12 protein-coding genes are annotated in these 22,081 nt (G+C 41.2%); all 12 read right to left on the reverse strand.

Annotated features, from left to right (window positions below; genetic code table 11):
* Positions 1–39 precede the first annotated feature (39 nt).
* Complete coding sequence (locus tag RHS_RS05360) at positions 40–6,069, reverse strand: Ig-like domain-containing protein (RefSeq protein ID WP_395021423.1); 6,030 nt, start codon at positions 6,067–6,069, stop codon at positions 40–42.
* Positions 6,070–6,345: 276 nt separating this feature from the next.
* On the reverse strand, positions 6,346–7,179 hold the full coding sequence (locus RHS_RS05365) for a class II fructose-bisphosphate aldolase (RefSeq protein ID WP_047832544.1): 834 nt from the start codon (positions 7,177–7,179) through the stop codon (positions 6,346–6,348).
* Position 7,180: 1 nt separating this feature from the next.
* Positions 7,181–8,119: a 1-phosphofructokinase family hexose kinase gene (locus RHS_RS05370; RefSeq protein WP_047832545.1), complete on the reverse strand. Its 939-nt coding sequence runs from the start codon at positions 8,117–8,119 to the stop codon at positions 7,181–7,183.
* An 18-nt stretch (positions 8,120–8,137) separates the two neighbouring features.
* Positions 8,138–9,382 carry a uroporphyrinogen decarboxylase family protein gene (locus RHS_RS30225; RefSeq protein WP_081820110.1) on the reverse strand — a complete coding sequence of 415 codons (1,245 nt, stop codon included), beginning with the start codon at positions 9,380–9,382 and terminating at the stop codon, positions 8,138–8,140.
* Entirely contained in the window at positions 9,379–10,032 is a 654-nt protein-coding gene (gene dhaL, locus RHS_RS05380; RefSeq protein WP_044296461.1) for a dihydroxyacetone kinase subunit DhaL, read from the reverse strand. Before dhaL ends, RHS_RS30225 begins: the two co-directional genes overlap by 4 nt.
* A gap of 17 nt (positions 10,033–10,049) precedes the next feature.
* Positions 10,050–11,051 carry a dihydroxyacetone kinase subunit DhaK gene (locus RHS_RS05385; RefSeq protein ID WP_047832546.1) on the reverse strand — a complete coding sequence of 334 codons (1,002 nt, stop codon included), beginning with the start codon at positions 11,049–11,051 and terminating at the stop codon, positions 10,050–10,052.
* A 39-nt stretch (positions 11,052–11,090) separates the two neighbouring features.
* Positions 11,091–12,056 carry an ABC transporter permease gene (locus tag RHS_RS05390; protein WP_027292574.1) on the reverse strand — a complete coding sequence of 322 codons (966 nt, stop codon included), beginning with the start codon at positions 12,054–12,056 and terminating at the stop codon, positions 11,091–11,093.
* Between the two features lie 42 nt (positions 12,057–12,098).
* Positions 12,099–13,595, reverse strand: coding sequence for a sugar ABC transporter ATP-binding protein (locus tag RHS_RS05395; protein WP_197041621.1), 1,497 nt, complete (start codon positions 13,593–13,595; stop codon positions 12,099–12,101).
* A 95-nt stretch (positions 13,596–13,690) separates the two neighbouring features.
* Complete coding sequence (locus RHS_RS05400) at positions 13,691–14,800, reverse strand: substrate-binding domain-containing protein (RefSeq protein WP_395021429.1); 1,110 nt, start codon at positions 14,798–14,800, stop codon at positions 13,691–13,693.
* A gap of 110 nt (positions 14,801–14,910) precedes the next feature.
* Positions 14,911–15,690: a DeoR/GlpR family DNA-binding transcription regulator gene (locus RHS_RS05405; RefSeq protein WP_027292571.1), complete on the reverse strand. Its 780-nt coding sequence runs from the start codon at positions 15,688–15,690 to the stop codon at positions 14,911–14,913.
* Between the two features lie 519 nt (positions 15,691–16,209).
* Positions 16,210–17,175, reverse strand: a complete 966-nt coding sequence (locus RHS_RS05410) for an Rpn family recombination-promoting nuclease/putative transposase (RefSeq protein WP_047832547.1) — start codon at positions 17,173–17,175, stop codon at positions 16,210–16,212.
* Positions 17,176–17,649: 474 nt separating this feature from the next.
* Positions 17,650–22,044, reverse strand: coding sequence for a LamG-like jellyroll fold domain-containing protein (locus tag RHS_RS30230; RefSeq protein ID WP_395021432.1), 4,395 nt, complete (start codon positions 22,042–22,044; stop codon positions 17,650–17,652).
* Positions 22,045–22,081: the final 37 nt, after the last annotated feature.

Here is a 22,081-nt window from a genome sequence, read left to right on the forward strand (position 1 = left end):
CCCTCTTTTTCTATTGTGAACACATAAAATAAGCGTATTTTATTTAATAGTAACTTTTCTGGACGATGAATAAGATCCGTAAACCTTTGTTTTAGAAGTTGGCTGCATATATCCCCGGATTTTAAATGTATAAGTCTTGCCTTTCTTTAAACCTGATTTTGTATAGGAAGATTTATTTCCATTTTTAGTGGAGATCCTTGTGTATTTTCCATTTCCCGTTTTCATATAAACCTGTACCCTGTTAGAACTAATTTTCTTCCATGTAAGTTTCGCCTTATTTGATCCGCTTCTCGTTACCTTCAGCTTTGGTTTTACAGGTCTGGTGGCCGTAATAAACGTGGAAGAATGTGATCCTTTTCCTGCGCTGTTGTATGCTGCTACACGGTACTTATATTTTGTTCCGGATTTCTTTTTAGAATCGGTATAAGAAGCCGCTTTTGTTGTCTTAAGGCTACTCCATCTCTTCTTCTTATCATCATAACGGTATACCTTGTAGGATGTGGCACCAGATACCTTTTTCCATGATAACTTAATACTGTCTGTTGTCAGCTTAGCAGCCGTTATGCCGGTGACTTTTCCTGGTTTTTCGATTACTTTTTCCCATTTTGCAGTTAATGTGACATTTGATGTACAGATATCGTTGGATTTAACCATCTGATTACCCATGTACCATCCCACAAATTTATATCCGCTGCGCGTAGGGGTTGGAAGCACTCCATAAGGCTTTCCATTCTGCACTGTAATTGTGGACGGGTTTACCTGACCTCCTGCTGCGTTCAATGTTACTGTATGTTTTACCGGCTGAGGAATATCTTTTGGCGTGACCGTAACAAGGCAGCTTGCAGTCTTGTTGTTATCTTGTGTCGTAACTGTAATTTTTGCTGAACCTTGTGACATTGCCGTTACTTTCCCATTCACATCAACAATTGCCACCGATTTGTTGCTGCTATCCCATTTTACTGCCTGATTGGTTGCATTTTGAGGTGTTATGGCTGCCTTTAAGACTGTATTATTTCCTTCAATGAGAGTGAAATTTGTGGGATCAACTGTTATACCGGTCACATCTACATGGTTCTTAATCTTAATTTCTGCTGATGCTTTAACCTCAGTATCGGCTATTGTTCCCTGAATATGGAAGATTCCTGCTTCTTTCAGAACTTCTTCCGGGATTGTATCCCACTGTACTTCTTTTTCGGTCATTGTTCCATTATTCAATACTGCCGTGATGACAGACGGAAGCTTTGGCTGCACTCCTATATTAGTAGCTGCATAGACTGGTTTGCTGGAAACGATAAATGTCTTGCTTAAATCAGTTGCAAGAGCAACTTCAATTTCAGCCAGTCCCCGTTCCGGTTTCTCCCCATTTCCGCCATGATAATACTTCAGCTCCGGATCTATTGTGAATCTTAATTTCTGTGCACTGAGAGGTTTCTCTAACTTCACTAAGTTATCAGGCTGTCCCTCCCATTGAATGTCAGAAACAATCTGTTCGTGAACAAGGTTTCCAGTGCTGTCAAAAAATTCCAGCTTACCTTCACCGATTTCATTGACTTTATGACCACGGTCAATCAGATTCAGACTTGCGATCATCTGATCCTCCCCAAAATCCAGTTCTATCCATGGTGACTTATCTCCTCCACGAGCTGCCCATGCAGTCGATTTGTCTCCATCAACAGTCTTAACACCAATATATCGCTCATCCTGATTCGAACCATTTGGATCTCCGTTCTTGTCACGTACAGAAGAAACCGAAACCACAGCATTATCTGCTACATTGGTACCTAACTGGGTAAGGATCATTTTATTACTTTCCACCGTAACTCCATCCACTGTCACCTTTACCTGAATTGTCGATTCAGAGGATCGCGGAATACTATCCTTCATGGTGATTACAGATGACCCTTCCACAACTGACAAATTATCACTGTCCAGTATAAATGTAATCTCTGCGTCAGAAAGATCGGCCGGTTTTCCGTTATTATCCAATGCTTCAATCTCTGATACCACCGGTGATCCAACAGCTATCTTATTTTTATCCACAGAAAGATTCACCTGGGACAAATAATTAACTAATTGCAGATTTCCGTCAGCATCTACATCGATATATATCTGTTTTGATACCGTAATCCCATTTAGCGTTACATCTATGAAAATCTGGGCCCGTCCTTCCGATACGGACAGAGCCTGATTTGCCTTATTGATCTCTACTATTTCAGGATTAGTGCTCTGTATCTGAATCTTCGCCTTGCTCAGATCCATCTCTTCTCCGATTCCGGAAATACCCGTTAGATGGAAAGCTGCAGTCTTATCATCTAAAAGTTCTGTCTCTACCGCTACATCTCCCAGCCTTTTTCCCTGATCTATTCCCCGTACCCTTACTTCAAGCACATCCATCAAATCGTCTCTGGCACCGCCCGGGAAACTGATGCGCAGATATCTGCCTTTCTGATTGAGTGGGTATGTATACTTGTCTGAATTATAACGGTATTTTGTATCATTGTCCGGAACGGCTCCCTGTTCCACGGGTATCTCCCAGTTTTCTCCATCCTCACTCGTTTCTATCCGGATAGCACTTGGCGTGTTCCTATAATACCGGTCTTTGTTATTAAAATAAACACTCACATTTGACAGATCGCACACTGAATTTAAATCCATTGTCATGGCTGGATTCTCATCCTCTTTCGCCGGTGTCCATCTGGAGGTATTTCCACCGTCAGAACTGGTTAAAATGTTATCTGTAAGATCGGCTGGATTGCTGCCGCTTGTCACTTCTGGTACGATATTATTACTTAAAACAGTATTCGGTAATATTCTCAGATAATTTCTATTGGTCGTATAGGTTACTCCATCAACTGTAATATCAGCCCAGATTGCAACATTTTCCTCTTCTGAAACGCATCTGTTAAAAACTACTTCGTCATCTTTAACTGCCAGAAGGTCCAGATCTTCAACCTCATGTGCCTGCCAGTAGATATCCGGATCCGAGGTCTGTCCTCCTGCCTGGCCGCTGCAGACTCCATAATGCCATGTGATATTGTCATAAGAAAGGAGGTTCACTCCGCCCCCTTTTTGGGTGCGTCCTTCAAAAGTCACCGGCATATTGATGTCAGATGAAAATTTACCAAATGCCTCTTTTCCATCAGTCCGCAATACTACACCTATTAGTTCTTCATTTGAAGTGATACTTCCATCTTCTTTTACCTGAACATGATAAGTGTCGACTGCTGCCTCTCCCTCATACTCTGCTGTTACACGTATGGTTGTATTTCCAGGATGCCCGGCTGTTACCAGTCCATTCTGATCAACTGATGCAACCGATGCATCATCACTGCTATAGGTAAGATCTGCATCTGCGAATACATTGGTAAAGTTCTTCAGATAGGCTTCTGCACGCAACTGCAGTTCGGATTTGTTTTCCTGGCTGCTGAATAATTTCACACCAGTAAGCTTGAAACTGCGGGTGTCATTATCCGTGGTGATTTTGATAATGGTATCCACAGGATCTTCTTTGACCGAAGAAGTATCGATGGTGATGTAATTCTTTCCATCCTTTGACTCTACACTATAGGGCAGTGCTATTCCTTCATTAAGCCACTCCACATTGGTTACATTATAATCAAATGGCCCTGCATAGACACTCTCCTGACCGGTAAATCCTTTTTTTGCCCTGCCATTTCCAATTGTATTCTCTACCATATGCATATACACAAATTGGTCTCGGGCAACGGAATATCCCCATTCAGGCCCCTCCCCGTATTTTGCAGTCAGGAATGGCTCTTTATCGGTATTCTCATGGTAGCCTTCCTTTTTTTCATAAGTGTCAAAATAGTACGGCATTGTTCCAAACAGGGATTCGTGCAAGTCAGGCTTTCCATCATTGGCCATCCACAAGTTTACATTGTCACGTATTTCCAGGAAACGCTGTGCATTCAGTGGTCCCTGATAATATGCGTCTTTAATCCCACTACTATAATTCTTGCCAGCCCAGTCAACACCCCGGATAGCGATGATCATCTGATCGTAATTTGGCACCATACCATGTCCGATATTATTGATGATGAATTCTGCCCACAAACGCCAATCATCTCTTGTATGTCCTCCCGCATATCCTGACCAGGCATCCATCTCATCAATAATAGGGTGCGACCATGCCTCATCAACCGTATATTTATTCTGATTCCACATATTCGTTTCCCAATGACCCCCATGGGTATATGGCATTGCTCCGGTATACTCCGTCTCCAGAATTGTCAAATCATTATCGCTGACTTCATTTCGGTCGTTTGCCTGTATAAGGGTATAGTCATTGTAAGCACGCACAGCGCTCCACATAGCATCAGTATTTCCTTTTCCTTCCGGATTCCCGTCAAAGAACAGATACTTAGGATCATAACGAACCACAAGATCCTCCACATTCCGGAAAAATCCGCTGGAGTTGTTGACACGGGGATCTTTGGTCTGATTAGACCCCTCGGAAGCATAGTACAGACCAAACCTCATTCCATGACGTTCTACTGCTTCTTTTGCCTCCTGCAGCATGTCTTTTGGCTGAGCTACCCCTTCCTCATTTAGTTCCAGTGTGTTGGGATGCTGATTAACAGCTGCACCATTTGGGTCACCTGGATAGGCACCAGGCGCCGGCCAGTAATATACACCCTGTACCGCTTCCGTAGACAGCATCGTCATGCCTGCTTTTTTTGCACGTTCTGCCCAGGTATCAAATGAAAAATTTGGATCCCAAAACTGGGTATATGCTCCTGTATCATGGGACAATGCGGACATTTTCCCTTCTTCAAACCACTTGCTTGGACGCTCTTTTACGATTATTTTCGTCTCTTTTACTGCTGTCCGTTTATCCGCATCCGTCACCTGAACGGTAAATGAATACTCTCCTTGTGTTTCACAGAAACCATCGATAACCCCTTCTTTATCCATCGTCAGGCCATCCGGTAAATTACCCTCTGTGATCTCCCACTCATACCCCGGGCTGCCACCTGCCGCCTGGAACCGAAACCTTGAAGCCTGCGGTCCCTCTTTTGCATTCGTCCTGTGAATAGCTTTATTCCATACGTATGGGGATTCCACATATCCGTAAGGCATCTCATTCTCAGGATACAGATTTGCAGCAAGATCTGCATTACGATTTTCAAATGCTTCCCTGTCGATGTCCAATCCCTGAGTAACAATCTGAAGCGCTGAAACAGTATCGCCTTCCACCGAATACTCCAGATCGGGAATCTCATTTCCGGAAGCATCACTGATTCTGGCATAGAATCCCAGATAATATACCCTGTCATGTTTGATTTCAAACAAAACTTTATTCCAGCCTCTATTCAGCGTGATATCGGCTTTGTATTTGTCTTTCTCCGTTGACTCCACTGCATTTGTATTCTGATCCACCAGAGCATCGTTCACATAGACTTTATGCAGACCACTGGTCACAAACTGCAGTTGAGCATTCTGCTCTTTGGGACTGTATATGTAAGTATGTGCATAGGTATACTTGCCTTGAACATCCAGTCCTTGCTTTACGGTAAAATATCCATACAGATCCTGATAATCATCGGTATTACGGTTGAAAATACGGTCATCCAAGTACTGCCACTGCGTACCACTGCTGCTAAACTCTTCTCCCAGGGTTGGCCTGATGCCTTCCTTCTGCAAATTTTCTCTGTGTTCTTCCGTAGTCTCAAGCATCTCCACTGCCTGGACATCGGGAGTTTCATTTTGATCTTCTTCTGGTTCAACTCCGTTCTCTTCAATAGTATCACTGTTCCCGGCTGTTTCTTCCATGACCTCATCCGTTTCACTCTGGTTCTCTGTTTCTACCATGACTGCAGCGTCCTCTTTGCCGATAGTCCGTTCCGAATTAATTCCCGCTAATAAGGACGTATCACTCGGCCCAGCCACCAACCATGTATTAATAAATGGCGCGGTTCCAACTACAGTCATAGCGTGGGCCTTCAGCCCGATTGTTCCTGCATCGATAGAGGTGACTGTAACCATTGCCGCCAAGCCAATAGCAACAGCACGTCTCACCAATCTGGAACGTTTCTTTTTCACTTTCATTTTTTATCTCTCCTTTTTCCTTAAAATGTGGATACCGCATATCCATCCTGTATGTCATCCCCCATCCACTTGTACCGGATTCTAACACTCCACTTTTTCTTTTTCCACATCAATTTTTAATTTCCACATAGTTTTTTAAGGATTCTAACACTCTATTTTTTAACAATGACTCTATTTTTTAATACTTGTACCAGAATTGATTGGTATAAAGACAATAAAAGGCCGCAGACATAAATTGTCTACGGCCAATATGATAACTTATCTATTATCTAATTCTTAATAACACAACCGGATCCTTTTCTTAACTATCTCTGAAACTGCCTCCCTTCCTGCTCCCAGATATTTCTTAGGATCTATGTTATCCGGATTTTTCTCCATATTTAACTTCACTGCCTTTGTAAATACATTTCTTAAATCTGTTGCATAATTTACTTTGCAGATCCCATTTTTAATACATTCTTTTACGATCTCATCCGGCACGCCAGATGTTCCATGTAATACCAGGGGAATGTCAACTGCTGCTTTTATTTCTTTCAGGCGCTTTATATCCAGTTTAGGTTCCCCCTTATAAAATCCGTGCGCCGTACCGATTGCAACAGCCAGACTGTCCACCTTTGTTCTTTCAGCAAATTCAACCGCTTCTGCTGCATTGGTGAGCAATACGTATTCAGATGTTAAACCGTCTTCTTTTCCTCCGACACTGCCCAGCTCTGCTTCTACAGATACCCCAAGAATTTTACCCAGCTCGGAAACCCTGGAGGTTAAAGCAACATTATCCTCAAAATTTAATTGCGAGCCGTCAATCATCACGGAGGAATATCCTTCTTTCATTGCCCTGGCAGCTAATTCATAGGACGAACCGTGATCTAAATGCAGTGCGACGGGAACTCTTGTATTTCTGATTGCATTCCTGGCACATGCTGCGAAAAAGTCCAGTCCTGCATAATTTACACTGGAGGGGGTTGTCTGTAAAATTACGGGACAGTTTAATTCTTCTGCTGCCTGTATGACTCCCTGTACCGTCTCCATATTTTCCACATTAAACGCAGGAACAGCATATCCATTTTCCTGTGCCTTACAGAGAAGTTCTTTTACCGATGCAAATTCCATTTCATGATACCTCCATCTTTTGAATTTTTATCTGCTCTCTATATTTACAGAAACCTTCCTGGCTGCACATCTGGGTTCCCTTCAAAACTAAAGAGGCTGCAGAAGCTGCCATTCCGTAACGGAGCATTTCCTGTATAGGCAGCTTTTCTTCTAAGGCCGCACAGATTCCGGCAACCATAGAGTCTCCTGCACCCTGGATACCCTGGATTTCCAACAGAAGTCCCTGGGAATAAAATGCCTCTTGTTTATCACATATAACGGCTCCTTTTTCACCCAGTGATACACACACTACCTCCACTCCCTTTTCCAGTATCTCTCTTGCCAAACGCACTACTTCTTCTATTGATTTACACTTTTTACCAAACGCAGTCTCTAACTCAAATAAATTTGGTTTTATCAGGTATGGTTTCGCTTTGATTCCTTCTAATAGAAAATCTTTTTCTGCATCTAAAATAATTTTTACAGGATATACAGACAACTCTTCTAAAATCTCCCTGTAAATCGTAGTGTCTACTCCAACAGGAGCACTTCCGCCTATGACTACAAGACTGCTTCTTGCTGCATGTTCTTTTATTACAGACTTTAGTTTATAAATGTCTTCTTTTGTAACTTCACTTCCATATTCATTTAATTCTGTCAGTATATTCGTTTCCCGGTCTAATATCTTTGTGTTTGTCCGAAGCCGGCCTTCTACCCATACAAATTCAGATGTTATCCCATAATCATCTAACGTATTTTCTAAAACCTTGCCGTTTCCTTTATAATTGAATCCCAGACATTCCACGTCTTTGCCAATTCTTTTCACTGCAATGCCAACATTAATTGCTTTGCCCGACGCTTCCTCACAGGAATCCACGACACGGTTCAGCTGGCCATATTGGAATCCTGATACAAGAATGCTTTTATCAATGCAAGGATTTAGATTTACAGCAGTAATCATATTCGTTCTCCCCCTTTCCTATGCTTCATATATTCCATACTCTAAGACAGTATCTACAAATGCCTGAATGTTTTCTGCCGGTACATCAAATTGTGTATTATGTATGGGCGTAAATACGCATCCCCCTCCCGGCATTAAGATATCCAGCCTCTCTTTGACCTGATTTCTCACATCTGACGGTGATCCGCCGGGATATACCGTCTGGCTGTCCACACCGGCTCCCCAGAATACCAGATCATTTCCAAATTCTGCTTTCAGCTCTGCAGGATCCATACGATAGGAATTTGCCTGTATCGGGTTTAAAATATCACAACCGGCTTCTATAAAATAAGGTATTATATTTCGAATGGAACCACAGCTATGGAACATAGTCTTTACATCGGAATTCTCATGTACACAGTCACACATCTTTTTATAATTTGGCATATAAAGTTCCTGAAATACTGCGGGACTGAACAATTCTCCTGTCTGTGTTCCAAAATCAGTAGTTGAAATTAAAATGGTATCAATATAACTGCCAACTGCCTGAAGATACATTTCTATATTTTTCACTGCCATGTCACCTGCTGCTCCCAGTATTTCCTCTGCGTATTCCGGTTCGGATACCAAGATACACAGCCATTCCGTAAAAGGATGGCCTGCAAATATACCAGTGGTTCCCAGTTTCCCTTTTAAAGCTCCCCCATGTATGGAATAGTCTGTAGTCTCATACATCAGTTTTGCTCTCTTTTCTAAAATGCGCAGTTCTTCATCCGTATAAAGGGTAACTGATTTCTTAAACTGTTCTGTGTCCATCATGGTTATTTCCTTTGACAAATCCAACGGCGGATTAGCCAGCCGTTCAAAATAGCTGCCTGTTGATGCCATATTTGCCACATGCCTGCCATTTATATCAAACAATGCAATATCACCATTATTTTCGATTTCATATTGAAAATCCCCCGGCATTAAAATAGTATTTCCAGCCGTATTTTTCCAGGGCTTCCAGTCCGAATTGCGATATCCCCAGGTCTCATACAGATTTTCTAATTGAAGTACATCACTATGGAGCCATCTTCTGACGGGCTCTTCTACCCGCGCCAACATTTGAAACTGTTCATAACATCTTGGGAGCTCAGTATCAATCCCCAGGTACTTACCGATTTTAATATATTCATCCACATGTATTCCTGTTGTTTTAGTCCCTCCGATATCAATTGGAACACGGTCCGGCTCCTTATGCGCAATTGCCGCTCTTACACGTTCTCTGGATGTCATCATCATTTATTCTCCCCTCTCATTTGAATATACCTGCTCATAGCCTCAAAAATAATACTTACAGAAACTGCTCCCGGGTCAGGCAAGCCAATGGATAATTTACCATAAGATTCTGCCCTTCCTTTCTTCGCACAATATTTCTTACTGGCTTCTACGCCATTTTTTGCTGCAGTCCAGGCCTGCTTCACACCTTCTGACAGACTTAACTTATTTCTGCTGCATTCCTCCAGTGCCTGAACAGCCGGCTCATAACTATCGAGCATGGTCTTATCACCCACTTTTGCCTTGCCTCTGAGCTTGATATTATCCAATGACTTTTGCATCATTTTACTTAAGGTATCCAAATCCAGTACATTCGTCTGCGGAGCGGCACCATAGCCGCTAATGAACATAGTTCCAAATATCACTCCGGAAGCACCGCCCATGGCATCTAATAATGTCATACCGATTTCCTTGAAAAGTTCATTTACCGTATCGAATTCCATCTTGTCCAGTGCCTCATCAACAGCCCGAAATCCTATTGCCATTCCGATCCCATGATCACCGTCTCCGATGATTTTATCAATATCAGTCAACTGTTGTTCACTGGATATAATCTGCCGGGAAATAAACCGGAACATCTCTTTAACCTCTTTTATTTCCAGATAATCCTTCATTTTATCTCCTCCCCCTTCTATACCTTTGCCCGATAAGTATACATAGGCGTATAAGAATCCAGGTTATAATACTTTTTTAAATGAGGATCCAGTTTCATGAGCGTCACACTGATTCCTCCCATTCCGGGTGCTGTAAAGAAATTTCCCACTTCTGTTTTAAAAACCGTTATTTCTTTATGGCTTAAATACTGATGAAGGCTGTTACTGATTATGGAGAGTTCCATATTAGAAGTTGCTCCTTTGCCATTTACCAACAGAAGTACTTCATCTCCCCCGGTAAGATTCATATCTGCAATCAGGTAATCCAGAATCTTTTCTGCAAGCTGGTCTGCTGTGGGCATCTGCATTTTCAGAATACCCGGTTCCCCATTAAATCCCATACCAATTTCAACGGTTCCAGCTGGCATTTCATACATGGGCATTCCGGTTTCAGGGCGGTATCCCGGCCAGAAAGTAACAGAGACACTTCCAATCTGATCCCTGGCTCTGATGGCTGCCTGCTCCACTTCCTCTAAAGTCAGGCCGCAGGCTGCTGCTCCTGCCGCAGCTTTAATCACACACATAATACCGGCAATTCCCCTTCTGTTCTCCTGGTTTTCTTTGGGAGCATGTAAGATATCATCTTTTACAAATACTGCCCTGGCCTTAATTCCCTCATAACCGCATAATTCTACAGCGAGTTCATAATTGAGAACATCACCTATATAGTTTCCCGTAATCATAAGTACCCCATCCTCATGATACATCTGACGTATGGTCTTCAGCAATGCAGTTGCAGAAGGTGCTGCATAAATATTCCCGCTGACAATGGCATCTGCCATCCTTTCCCCTGCATATCCTATATACATTGGCTCGCAGCCTGCACCTCCACCTGCAATGACCATGACCCTGGGGGCTGTATTTTTAATACGAATCGCTTTTACACCCTCCACTTTTTCCAGCAGGTCACAATTGGAACGGATGTACCCCTCTATCATCTCCTCTACCATATCTTCCGGCCGGTTCTTTATTGTATTCATATGACATCTCCTCTTCATACAGGCTGTAACTTTCCTTCTTTATTCTGCCTTTATTTTTAATCGGTCCATAATTACTGCGAATGCAATAATGACTCCCATTGCCACCTTCTGCCAGTAGGAATTCACCTGCATTAAGCTTAATCCATTATTGATAATCCCTATGGCAATAATTCCGATAATCGTGTTCGGGATTCCTCCAGTACCTCCAACCAGACTGGTTCCTCCCATAACAGCTGCTGCAATGGCAAATTGTTCATATCCTTCAGCTGCTGCCGGCTGTCCAGTTCCTATTTTAGCCGAGAGGCAGATTCCTGCAAAAGCGGATAAACCTGCACAGATCATATAAACGGATGTTTTGATTTTATTAACACCGATTCCGCTTAATTTTGCTACCTCTTCATTGCTTCCAACTGCATAAATATGCCTGCCATATGCGGTCTTGCTGAGTATAATGTGGGATACCACCAGGACTATTACCGTCAGGATTACAATGAATGGAACGGGACCGACATATCCCTGCCCAATCCATAAAAAACTTTCCGGCAGCTCATATACGGGCTTGCTGTTGGTTAAGAGGTAACATACGCCTCTTGCTGCATTCATCATTGCTAACGTGGCAATAAAAGGTGCCACATTGAACTTGCAGATAATGACTGCGGATATTCCTCCAATTACAATGGCTACCGCAGCGGAAAGTAGGATACCAACGAGTAAAGTCATCCCTATATTCATTGCAGGCAGCTGTTTGCAAAGAAGAGCACCCAGAATACCATTTAAGGCACATACCGGTCCAACCGATAAATCAATCCCTCCCGTTAACAGAACAAACGTCATCCCGGTTGCTATAAATGCATTAATTGAAATCTGAATCAGCACATTAATTAAGTTTTCTTTAGAAGCAAATCGTGGCTCCACTATGAAAATGATGAGACACAAAATCAGGAGAAATCCAATCAGCGCATATTGTTTTGCTATTTTTCCCATGTTTATTTTATTCTTTCCCATTGTTCTACCTCATTAATTTAAGTATTATTGATATCATCATTGTCAGGATACTGCTGTACTGGCTAAATGCATGATAACTTCTTCTGTTAATTCATGGTTGTCCAGGCATCCGGTAATCCTGCCTTCACACATTACATAGATGCGGTCACAGATTCCCAGCAGCTCCGGCAATTCGGAAGAAACCACTAAGATGCTTCCACCGTCTTTTGTAAACTGATTCATCAACGTATAAATCTCAAATTTTGCCCCGACATCAATTCCCCTGGTAGGCTCATCCAGTAATAAAATCTTAGATCCAGCCAAAAGCCACTTGGCAATGACGATCTTCTGCTGGTTGCCGCCGCTTAAATTCTTAGAAACGGTATTACTGCCGGGCGTTTTTATCTTCAGCTTCTGAATATATTCCTCGCTGCTTTTATTTTCCCAATTGACATCTACAAATCCCATCTTCGTTTTCTTTTTTACACTGGGCAAGGTGATATTGTCCTTTACGGATTTCTTTAACATCACCCCTTGCATGCGCCTGTCTTCCGGAACTAAACCAATTCCCCTTTCGATTGCCTGCATCGGCTGTTCGATCCGCACCTCTTTCTGGTACAGCTTCATTATACCGTCTTCAAAAGGCTCTGCCCCGAAAATCCCTCTTAGTACTTCCGTTCTGCCGGCTCCAATTAATCCTGCAATCCCTACGATTTCCCCTTGTCCCACCTCAATACTTACGTTTTGAAATGCCTTATTCCTGGATACTTTGATTAATTCCAATACAGGTTTCTCAATCGTTTTACCGCTTCTGTCTATGTACGTTTTGATCTCTCTGCCAACCATCAGCGAGACTAACCCCTTTTCGTCTATATCCTGCATAGGGACGGTCTTGATATAACACCCATCCCGCAAAATGGATACTTTATCAGCAATTGTAAACAATTCCTTTAATCTGTGGGAAATGTAAATTATTGCCACCTTCTCTTCTTTTAACTTTTTAATAATGCGAAAAAGGGCTTCTACCTCCTGCTCTGAAATAGAAGAAGTAGGTTCATCCATAATGACCACCCTGGCATTTTGGGATATCGCTCTTGCTATTTCAACCATTTGTTTCTCAGCAGCACTTAATTTTTTTACCAGATCATTCGGTTTGATCTTCAGCCCCAGCATCGATAAAATATCCTGCGACTCTTTTTTCATCCGGGTTTTATCCAGAAATCCATTTTTCTGCTTCGGCTCTCTGCCCAGGTAAATATTCTCGGCAACCGTCAGATCCGGTATCACACTTAATTCCTGGTGTATTACGCTGATTCCACTGTCTAATGCCTGCTTCGCATTATCAAAATTACACGTTTTCCCCTCATAGATCATTTCGCCACTGTCTTTTTTATATACACCGCTGATAATTTTAATCAGCGTAGATTTCCCGGCTCCGTTTTCACCCAACAAAGCGTGTACCTCTCCTGCATAGAACTCCAGATTTACATCTGTCAGGGCCTTTACACCCGGAAATTCCTTTACAATATGTTTCATTTGAATCATCGGCTGTTTTTCCATCCCGTGTACCTCTTTGTATTTTCCATAACCTTATTTTATAAAGACCCGATCTGCAAATCGGGTCTTTCACTGCCTGTCTTTCACTGTTAATTCTTCTATTTTTGAAACTCACTGACATTTTTGCTATCGATAATATATGGCTCAATATATTTCTCTTTGGGAATTTCTTCTCCATGAATTACTTTGACTGCACTATCAATCATAGCCTGTCCTATCCCTTCCGGGTCCTGAGCCACATCAGCAATCCAAATACCGCCTTTTGCAATTTCATTGACTGCTTCCGGATTACCGTCGTAACCGATTACCTTAATCTCTTTTCCCGCACCATTAATAATAGTATAAGCGCTCATAGCTGCGGGATCCCCTACTGCAAATATCAAATCCAGGTCCGGATACTTTAACAGGAAATCCTGCGTAATGGCAGACGCTTTTTCTGCATCTCCCTGATAATTCTGCTCATCAACAACCTCTATATTTTCGCAGTTTGCTTCCAGATATTTCTTACATCCTTCTGCACGCAAAACACAATTTTCAACGTCATCATAAGTAATGATTGCAGCTTTTCCGCCCTCCGGCAAAGCCTTTTCGATGTATTTGCCTGCCAGTTCACCTCCCACATTCTCATCCGTACCAAAATGGCAGATAGAATCTCCATCCGATTTTGTAAATGCCGTTAACAATGGAATGCCCGCTTTGTTTGCCAGTTCCAGACAGCTATTGCTTCCCGCAGTAGATACCGGACAGATAATAATGGCATCCACCTTCTGTGTAATAAAATCCTGCACCTGTGACAATTGCTTTTCACTATCCGTATCTGCATCCATGAAAATGGCCTTTACTCCAAGTTCCTCGCACTTCTTCTCCATGGCTTCTTCTACCCTGTTATAAAACACATGGGTTCTGGTAAATATAGAGATACCTAACGTGATATCCTTGTTCTCCTTATCCTTCCCAGCCTGTGCCGCTGCCTCAGTTATGATTTCTTCCGCCTTTGTTTCTCCCACGGCATCTGCTGCTTCTGTTTTAGCGGCTTCTGTCTTATCTGTTTCCGCCTTATCCGTTCCTGCTGCTTTTGCCGCCTCTGTCTTTGCAGCCTCAGTACCTGCTTTGGTATCCTGTGTCTGCGTTCCGCCTGAACATCCGGACAATACCCCCGTCATCATAACTAATGCCAACCCAATTACACCTATTTTTCTTAAACTCATATCCTTCTCCTCCATCTTTCTGTACTTTTACATCATAGTTTCATCTGATGCCCCATTGTATTTCATTATTTCTTCTGCTTTGTATTTCATTATTGTTCCTATCTAACTATTTAACTTTCAATCTTAACAGCTTCCACATTCCCTCCTTTTTCTGTGATTTTAGCCATATAGGATTTGCCTATCCCATCATCCGTGATGATAAGATTCAAATCTTTAAACTTGCAGATGCAGTATAAAGAATTTGTTCTGAATTTACTGCTGTCCGCCAGCACATATTTTTTTCTCGCTGACTTAAGCATACATTGTTTTACCCGGCACTCTTGCATATTGGGTGTAGTTAACCCATGCTCGGCGCTGATATTATTCGAACCCAGGAACACCCGGTCCACAACCACATTTCCTAACATATCTTCTGTAAACATGCCTACACAGGAAAGAATCTGGGATCTGACAAATCCTCCTGCAAAAATCAATTCCACCTTTTCACACTCCATAAGTTCACTGGCTATGTTAAACGCATTGGTGATTACAGTAAGATGATTCTTCTCTCCGGTCCTGATTAGCTTTGCCAGTTCCTGAACTGTGGTGCCGGCATCCAGTATAATTGTCTCGTGCTCCTTGATTTCGTCATAAGCTCTTTTCGCTATTTCTCTTTTTTCAACTATTCTTTCTTTTTCTTTCGTTGCCTGGCTTTGTTCAAATGCTGTTTCTTTTACTTTTACAGCACCCCCGTGGGTACGGATAATTAATCCTGCATTCCCTAATTCATTTAAATCCTTTCGGATAGTAACCTCCGAAACCCCGAATAAATCACACAATTCATTCACTGTTACCGATAAATTCGCTTCTACCGCTTTAATTATTTTTTCCTTTCGTTCTTCAATAAACATAAACTCATCTCCCATTCCAGTACTTTCAAATCCTTACATTTAATTTCGTTGTATTACGTTTGTTTTTGTTTGACCTTATAATATACCTTTCGGTTTTATTTGTCAAGTAATATTTACTATATTTTATCTCTATTTTTATATTTTATTATGCATTTTTACCAAAACGAAACCTTTTTATCTTTCGTTTTATTTTTATATTCTGATGTTTCTCTTAAAAACCTACTATTATCGTTCATTAGGCTTTCGTTTAAATTCTCGTGATGTTTCGATATTCTTTTTAAAACCGGAACGAAACTTTATCGGCTAACATAGCATTTAGCAGGTACCTTTTCCTTTCTTTCAAAAAAAGCAGATGGATCAGCACGAAAAAGTACGCCATCTGCTTATGTCCGTTATATTGCATAACAAATAAAAGACCGTAGACAAAACATCATCTACGGCCAATATGTTATCTTTATAACCCTTATGAAAAAGTATCAAAGTTTCTTAGAAAACCAATTTACTCCAGTAAACGTCCACCTATACAAGACAATATTCTTTATATAAACTTTCTCTGGAGCCTTTATCCGTTACTGCTCTTTTTAAATCGATAGTACGATCATCATTCATTAAATATAATGTTAACTTAGCTAATAATTCTTCTCCTTCTATCCTTCCTTCTAATCTACCTTCACTTCTCATATCTTCAAATGCTTTACACATGTCATATTCCTCCTTATCTTCTACCTGTGCCTGTTCTATAATCTCTGTTAACTTTTCATTTTCGCCCAATAAGATGAAAATGATTTCTATCGTTTCTCTACTTAACCTGCTATATCTGACCTTATTTATCTTCACATGGGTTTTCATCCGGTTTTTATCATCTGCATACTTAATAATACCAAATACTTCTCTTAAATCAGTTTGAAAATATTCCAGATGTTCTATTTTTTTTACATCCAGAACGTGTATCCTATAATTTGGCAGGTATTGGCGTAAATTCTCCATTTCCTTAGGTATATCCAACATACTATGTAAATCCATGCAGCCATCCCAAGGTTTTTCACCAAAGTATACAATCAATGTAAAAACCGGCAGCAGTTTATCCTGTTTCTTCATGCCTGATAAAAATTCATCTGTACTGCCATAATCTCCTGTTTCTCTATATTTCTTTTTTAATTGCTGCACCTGATCTACATAATTCAAAGCATCATACAACATATTTCGAATTACCATTGCATAATGAATATGTTCCTGGTTCTCGCAGGCCAGGATCATAAAATTTGCGCCCGAAGCTGCCATTTTAATTATATCCCGGTTTCTTCGAACTACCCTTTTCCCAACTTCCTGATTACCCGGTATGCATTCCTGTGCGGAGTCCAATGGGGATAAATCTTCGAGATGTATGATTTGATTTCCCTCAAAACAAGCCCCATTATATAAGTCCGCAAAATGTTCCGGCTTTCCAAAAAATATCTTAGCTGCAATATCTCTTTCATGTGTCATAGATTCCTCCTTTTCATTCCGAATACAAAGACACAAAAATGAATGTAACGATTCTAAAGGGAAACGGTACGGAATATGTACCAAACGAAAAATAGAATTTTAAGAACTTTAGAAATAAGAGTTGATTCAATGAAATGTATCTATGTATTGCTTTTCTTTATTATACAATAAACCATTTTAAAATTCAAGCAGTATTTTTATATTTTGTGAAACGTGATTTCTATTTTAATTTCATTATATATTATATGTGATTTTTGTTCTTGCCAGTTCATAGGTTTATTGTCATAACAACTCTAAAGCCGTTATCATAAAACCGATTTGCATTCTTCCGGTTTCTGTGAAATTGTGGTCATAACTTACTTCCTTTTGTTATAATAAATTCTATGAGTTATAGCGCATATAACCTGCGCTATAACTCACATTTTATCGTATCGTATATTATTTTTTTATCTCAAGTAAAGGAATGGCGAAGTATTATATTACTGTTATATCAATCTCTGCTTTCTTACCATTAAAAGTTTTTGCCGTAATTGTTGTTTTTCCTTTCTTTTTTGCTGTTATTTTCCCAGTAGAGGACACAGATGCCACATTCTTCTTGCTTGAACTGTAACGCATTTTATAGCTGGCTGTCTTTGATGGGAAATTCACTTTTAATTGATATGTTCTGCCCTTTTTCAAAGTCTTTTTTGATACTTTCAGGGTGATTTTTTTAGGCGCTTTTCGTACTGTTACTTTGCAGGTTGCTTTCTTTCCATTCTTCGTCACAGCAGTTATCGTAGATTTTCCTGTTTTTTTGGCTGTGATTTTACCGGAAGCCGATACGGATACTACAGATTTTTTATCTGACTTCCATGTCACTTTCTGTGATGCCGTTAACGGAGAAACCACTGCCTTAAATGAAAATTTTTCCCCAACACCCAGCGTAATCAATGACTTATTCAATTTTACTTTAACAGGTGTTTTCGGATCTGGCTTTACAGGATTCTTTGTAAATTCTGCTGTCACTGTGAGATTATTCTTCAGCACATCACTTCTCTTCGCTGTTGTCACTCCATCGCTCCATCTGCGGAAACTATAGCCTGCTTTTGCCACGGCTGTTATTTCTTTCGTTGCGCTTCCTTCTTTCACTTTCTGCACTGATATACCACTGATGGATCCTCCTATGCCTGCCAGATAAGACGCTGTATATTCTTTTGCTTCCGGCTCTTCGTTCATTACAAATTCTGCAGTAACTGTCAGATCCTTTTTCATTACATCACTTCTCTTTGCCGTTGTCACTCCATCGCTCCATCTGCGGAAACTATAGCCTGCTTTTGCCACGGCTGTTACTTCTTTCGTTGCGCTTCCTTCTTTCACTTTCTGCACTGACATACCACTAATGGTTCCACCTTCACCTGCCAGATAAGACACTGTATATTCTTTTATTTCCGGCTCTGCGTTCTTTACAAATTCCGCAGTAACTGTCAGATCTTTTTTCAGCACATCACTTCTCTTCGCCGTTAGCACTCCATCGCTCCATCTGTGGAATATATAGCCTTCTTTTGCCTCGGCTGTTACTTCTTTTGTTGCGTTTCCTTCTTTCACTTTCTGTACTGACAGTCCAGTAATGGTTCCGCCTTCGCCCGGAAGATAGACAGCTGTATATTCTTTTATTTCCGGCTCTGCGTCCTTTACAAATTCAGCAATAACTGTCAGGTCTTTTTTCAGCACATCACTTCTCTTCGCCGTTGTCACTCCATCGCTCCATCTATAGAAACTGTAACCTTCCTTTGCCACGGCTGTTACTTCCTTCGTTGCAGTTCCTTCTTTCACTTTCTGCACTGACAGCCCACTGATAGCTCCGCCTTCGCCTGCCAGGTAAGATGCCGTATATTCTGTTACTTCCGGCTCTTCTGCCTGTTCATTTTTTATCTCCTCTGCGCTTAATGCTCTATTGTAGATTTTCACATTGTCATAGGAACCTTTAAAATATGGATCCGGATAAAATGATTTACCCAGGTATGCATTCAGGTTCTCGCCCAGTTCACTGATATTACGGACACCCACTCCACTTGTTTCTCCTGCCTTTTCTCCATCTACATAGAGATACATTTTGTGATTTTCCATTACTACAGATACACGCATCCACTTATTCAGAAATTCATTTCCTTTTAGCTTAACTTCTTTTTCCAAAAAATTTCCTCTGGCCGTAATGGCATTTCGAATTTCATTGGGTCTTACTTTCAGGAACATATATTTATTAATATCCTTCCCAATAGCGAAGTCAAAATGGTACTCCTGGGTAGACTCGGCCTTAATATCCATTGATATTGTCAAATTATCCAGGCCATCAAAAAGCCCCGTTGGAAGCTGTGCATAAGTTCCTTCTGAACCATCCAGATACAACACATTGCTGCCCTTTTCTGCATCATACCTATATGCAGCCTTGCCAAAAAGCTGTCCGTCATTATTTTGCGCTTTGTCTTTTACTATACCTTCTTCGACCTTTTCTTCAAAATCATAGTTTAAAATAGCCTCGGTTTTTTCTTCAGCATATTTTTCATTATTGACTCCCCATTTTGCCACAAGGTTATCATATTCTTCCTGTGTAATAGGTATCACAGAACCATGTTTTGCACCATCCGTTAAGGTATAAGTGTTATCCGCTGCAACTTTCACACTATTTGGTTCATCCAGGTTATTTGTAAAGAACGGAACATATCCTCTTGCTGTCGGAAATCCATATTCGTCTACCAGGATACACCACTCATTACGGTCAGAGAACTTAAACATAGTAGGACCTTCGTAGGTACCCCGGAAAGTCTCCAGACATCCCGGCGCAGTATTTTCAATGTGCTGGAATTCCATGCCTCTTGCTGTAAAATCTCTGCCTCCGATATTATAAACAGGCGGCTCTGTATAATCCAGTAACTTTGGTGAGGATTGCAAATATACATACCCTTTGGCAGATTCCTTCAATAGCCGGTAGTAACTGTCTCCCTCCTTATATATATCTGCATCAATAGTATTAATACCAGGATCTGAATAGAGTTCCGCTTCTGTAAAGGTTACAAAATCTCTGGTCTTGGATACAAAAATATACCCGTGTCCGCTGTCTCCAGTCAGGCCAGTCAGCGGGCTGGACCAAAATACCAGATATTCACCGGTTGTTTCATCATAAATTGCAGCCGGTGCCCATGCACATCCGGCCCCTATGCCAGAAGCCACATCTGCCGTCCTGCTCTCTGTCCAGTTGACTAAGTCAGTTGACTCCCATATTACCAATGCATTGCTGCCTATACTTGCCATCAAACCCCAATTACCGCCATATTTAGGATGGTGGATATCAAGATCTGTTCCAATCAGATAAAATTTATCTCCTTCCGGTGAACGGACGATGTAAGGATCTCTTACGCCCAAATCTCCCACGGCAGACTCAAGAATCGGAGCGTTATCATTTAACGCCGTCCATTGCAGCCCATCCTTACTTACACCAAAATAAATTTGCTGTAGGCTGGTCCCTACCACAAGCTCATTAAAATGGACATAAAGATATGCTGCATATTCTTTTTGAGCCGCTTTTTTCTTTACGGTCAGGTCAAACTCTTTCGTATCACTGATGTCTCCCAAAGTAATCGTAGCTGTAAGCTTTACCTGTTTGTCCTTCTCACCTCTGGTGACCACGCCTGCCGGAGTTTCAGCATATTCTTCATTTTCAACAGCTTTATCCGTTATTACATTTGTATCCGAACTTTCCCAGGTAATGGATGCCCCATTTAACTCTGTTGCAAGCGTAATATTTTCTACAATCGGATCTGCATTGTCTATGGTTAATTGTTCGATTGCTTCTGCGACTATAGCGGCATTTGAGATCACCATGAAATGAAAATCTCTCGTTTTTTCTATGCTTCCATAAATTACGGATGCTGTTAATGTTACCTCAGTATCTTCCGCTGGTTTTGTTACAATTCCTGTTTCCGATATGATCTGGGGATGTGAACTTGTCCAATTAATAGCTGCTCCATTCTTGCCGGTTGCCGGAAGATCCAGATCCCCTTTTGCTTCTCCTTCTTCCAGTGATAATTCAGAGATATCCATCTCCGCTTTTTCTTCGTCAGAGAGTCCCTGCTGCTCCGCATAGTTTCTCCATACCTGATCAGCATCCAGAGCATTATCATATACGCGGAAATAGGCGATGCTGCCTACAAATCCGGGATCCGGATCAAACAGGGATTTTCCCAAATATCCAATGCAATTATCTTTTTTTGCATTGTTTATAATAGTCTGTACAGAATATCCATGACTGATACTGCCTGACAGTGTTCCATTTATATAGAGATCCGCTGTGCTATTGTCATGAAATACCATTGTCGCCCAAGTATCTGCACCGGGTGTAACCACATTATTTTTCATAACAAACTTTTCCCCTGCCGGTTTCTGTTTGAGGGCAAACACGGTATTTCCTTCACTGCGCATAGGATTCAAAAATACATAATCCGCAGTATCTCTGGCACCCAGATTATATACCCAGGCATATGCCTTCTGGCTGGTATTAAATTTCAAATCGATTGTAAAACTTTCGTCGTCACCAAATGTACCTTCCGGGAATTCTATATACTGACTCTTATTTCCGGTAAAAATAAGATTTCCCTCATTGATATCCCCTTGTCCCATGGATACCATATTTGCATTATGCCCGCCTGCCTTATCCTCTAATTTTCCATCTTCGGTCAGCGTCATCTCATAATTTGTAATTAACTGGACAGCCTCATTGGCAGATGCCTGACTTTCCTGCTCCTCTGCCTCCACTTGCATACTTCCCGGTATCGAAGTCAAAATCATAGTTGCTGTTAATATCGCCGGTATTACCCTCTTCACCCATTTTTTCATTGGTTTATCTCCTTCATAAATCAATTTAAATACCTTT

It is taken from the genome of Robinsoniella sp. RHS, from assembly GCF_001029355.1.
In the GTDB taxonomy this organism is placed as follows: Bacteria; Bacillota; Clostridia; order Lachnospirales; family Lachnospiraceae; genus Robinsoniella; species Robinsoniella peoriensis.

Excerpts from the sequence above, each read along its gene's own strand:
- RHS_RS05360 (WP_395021423.1), bottom strand. The coding sequence starts at position 6,069 with ATGAAAGTGAAAAAGAAACGTTCCAGATTGGTGAGACGTGCTGTTGCT.
- RHS_RS05365 (WP_047832544.1), bottom strand. The coding sequence starts at position 7,179 with ATGGAATTTGCATCGGTAAAAGAACTTCTCTGTAAGGCACAGGAAAAT.
- RHS_RS05370 (WP_047832545.1), bottom strand. The coding sequence starts at position 8,119 with ATGATTACTGCTGTAAATCTAAATCCTTGCATTGATAAAAGCATTCTT.
- RHS_RS30225 (WP_081820110.1), bottom strand. The coding sequence starts at position 9,382 with ATGATGATGACATCCAGAGAACGTGTAAGAGCGGCAATTGCGCATAAG.
- dhaL (WP_044296461.1), bottom strand. The coding sequence starts at position 10,032 with ATGAAGGATTATCTGGAAATAAAAGAGGTTAAAGAGATGTTCCGGTTT.
- RHS_RS05385 (WP_047832546.1), bottom strand. The coding sequence starts at position 11,051 with ATGAATACAATAAAGAACCGGCCGGAAGATATGGTAGAGGAGATGATA.
- RHS_RS05390 (WP_027292574.1), bottom strand. The coding sequence starts at position 12,056 with ATGGGAAAGAATAAAATAAACATGGGAAAAATAGCAAAACAATATGCG.
- RHS_RS05395 (WP_197041621.1), bottom strand. The coding sequence starts at position 13,595 with ATGGAAAAACAGCCGATGATTCAAATGAAACATATTGTAAAGGAATTT.
- RHS_RS05400 (WP_395021429.1), bottom strand. The coding sequence starts at position 14,800 with ATGAGTTTAAGAAAAATAGGTGTAATTGGGTTGGCATTAGTTATGATG.
- RHS_RS05405 (WP_027292571.1), bottom strand. The coding sequence starts at position 15,690 with ATGTTTATTGAAGAACGAAAGGAAAAAATAATTAAAGCGGTAGAAGCG.
- RHS_RS05410 (WP_047832547.1), bottom strand. The coding sequence starts at position 17,175 with ATGACACATGAAAGAGATATTGCAGCTAAGATATTTTTTGGAAAGCCG.
- RHS_RS30230 (WP_395021432.1), bottom strand. The coding sequence starts at position 22,044 with ATGAAAAAATGGGTGAAGAGGGTAATACCGGCGATATTAACAGCAACT.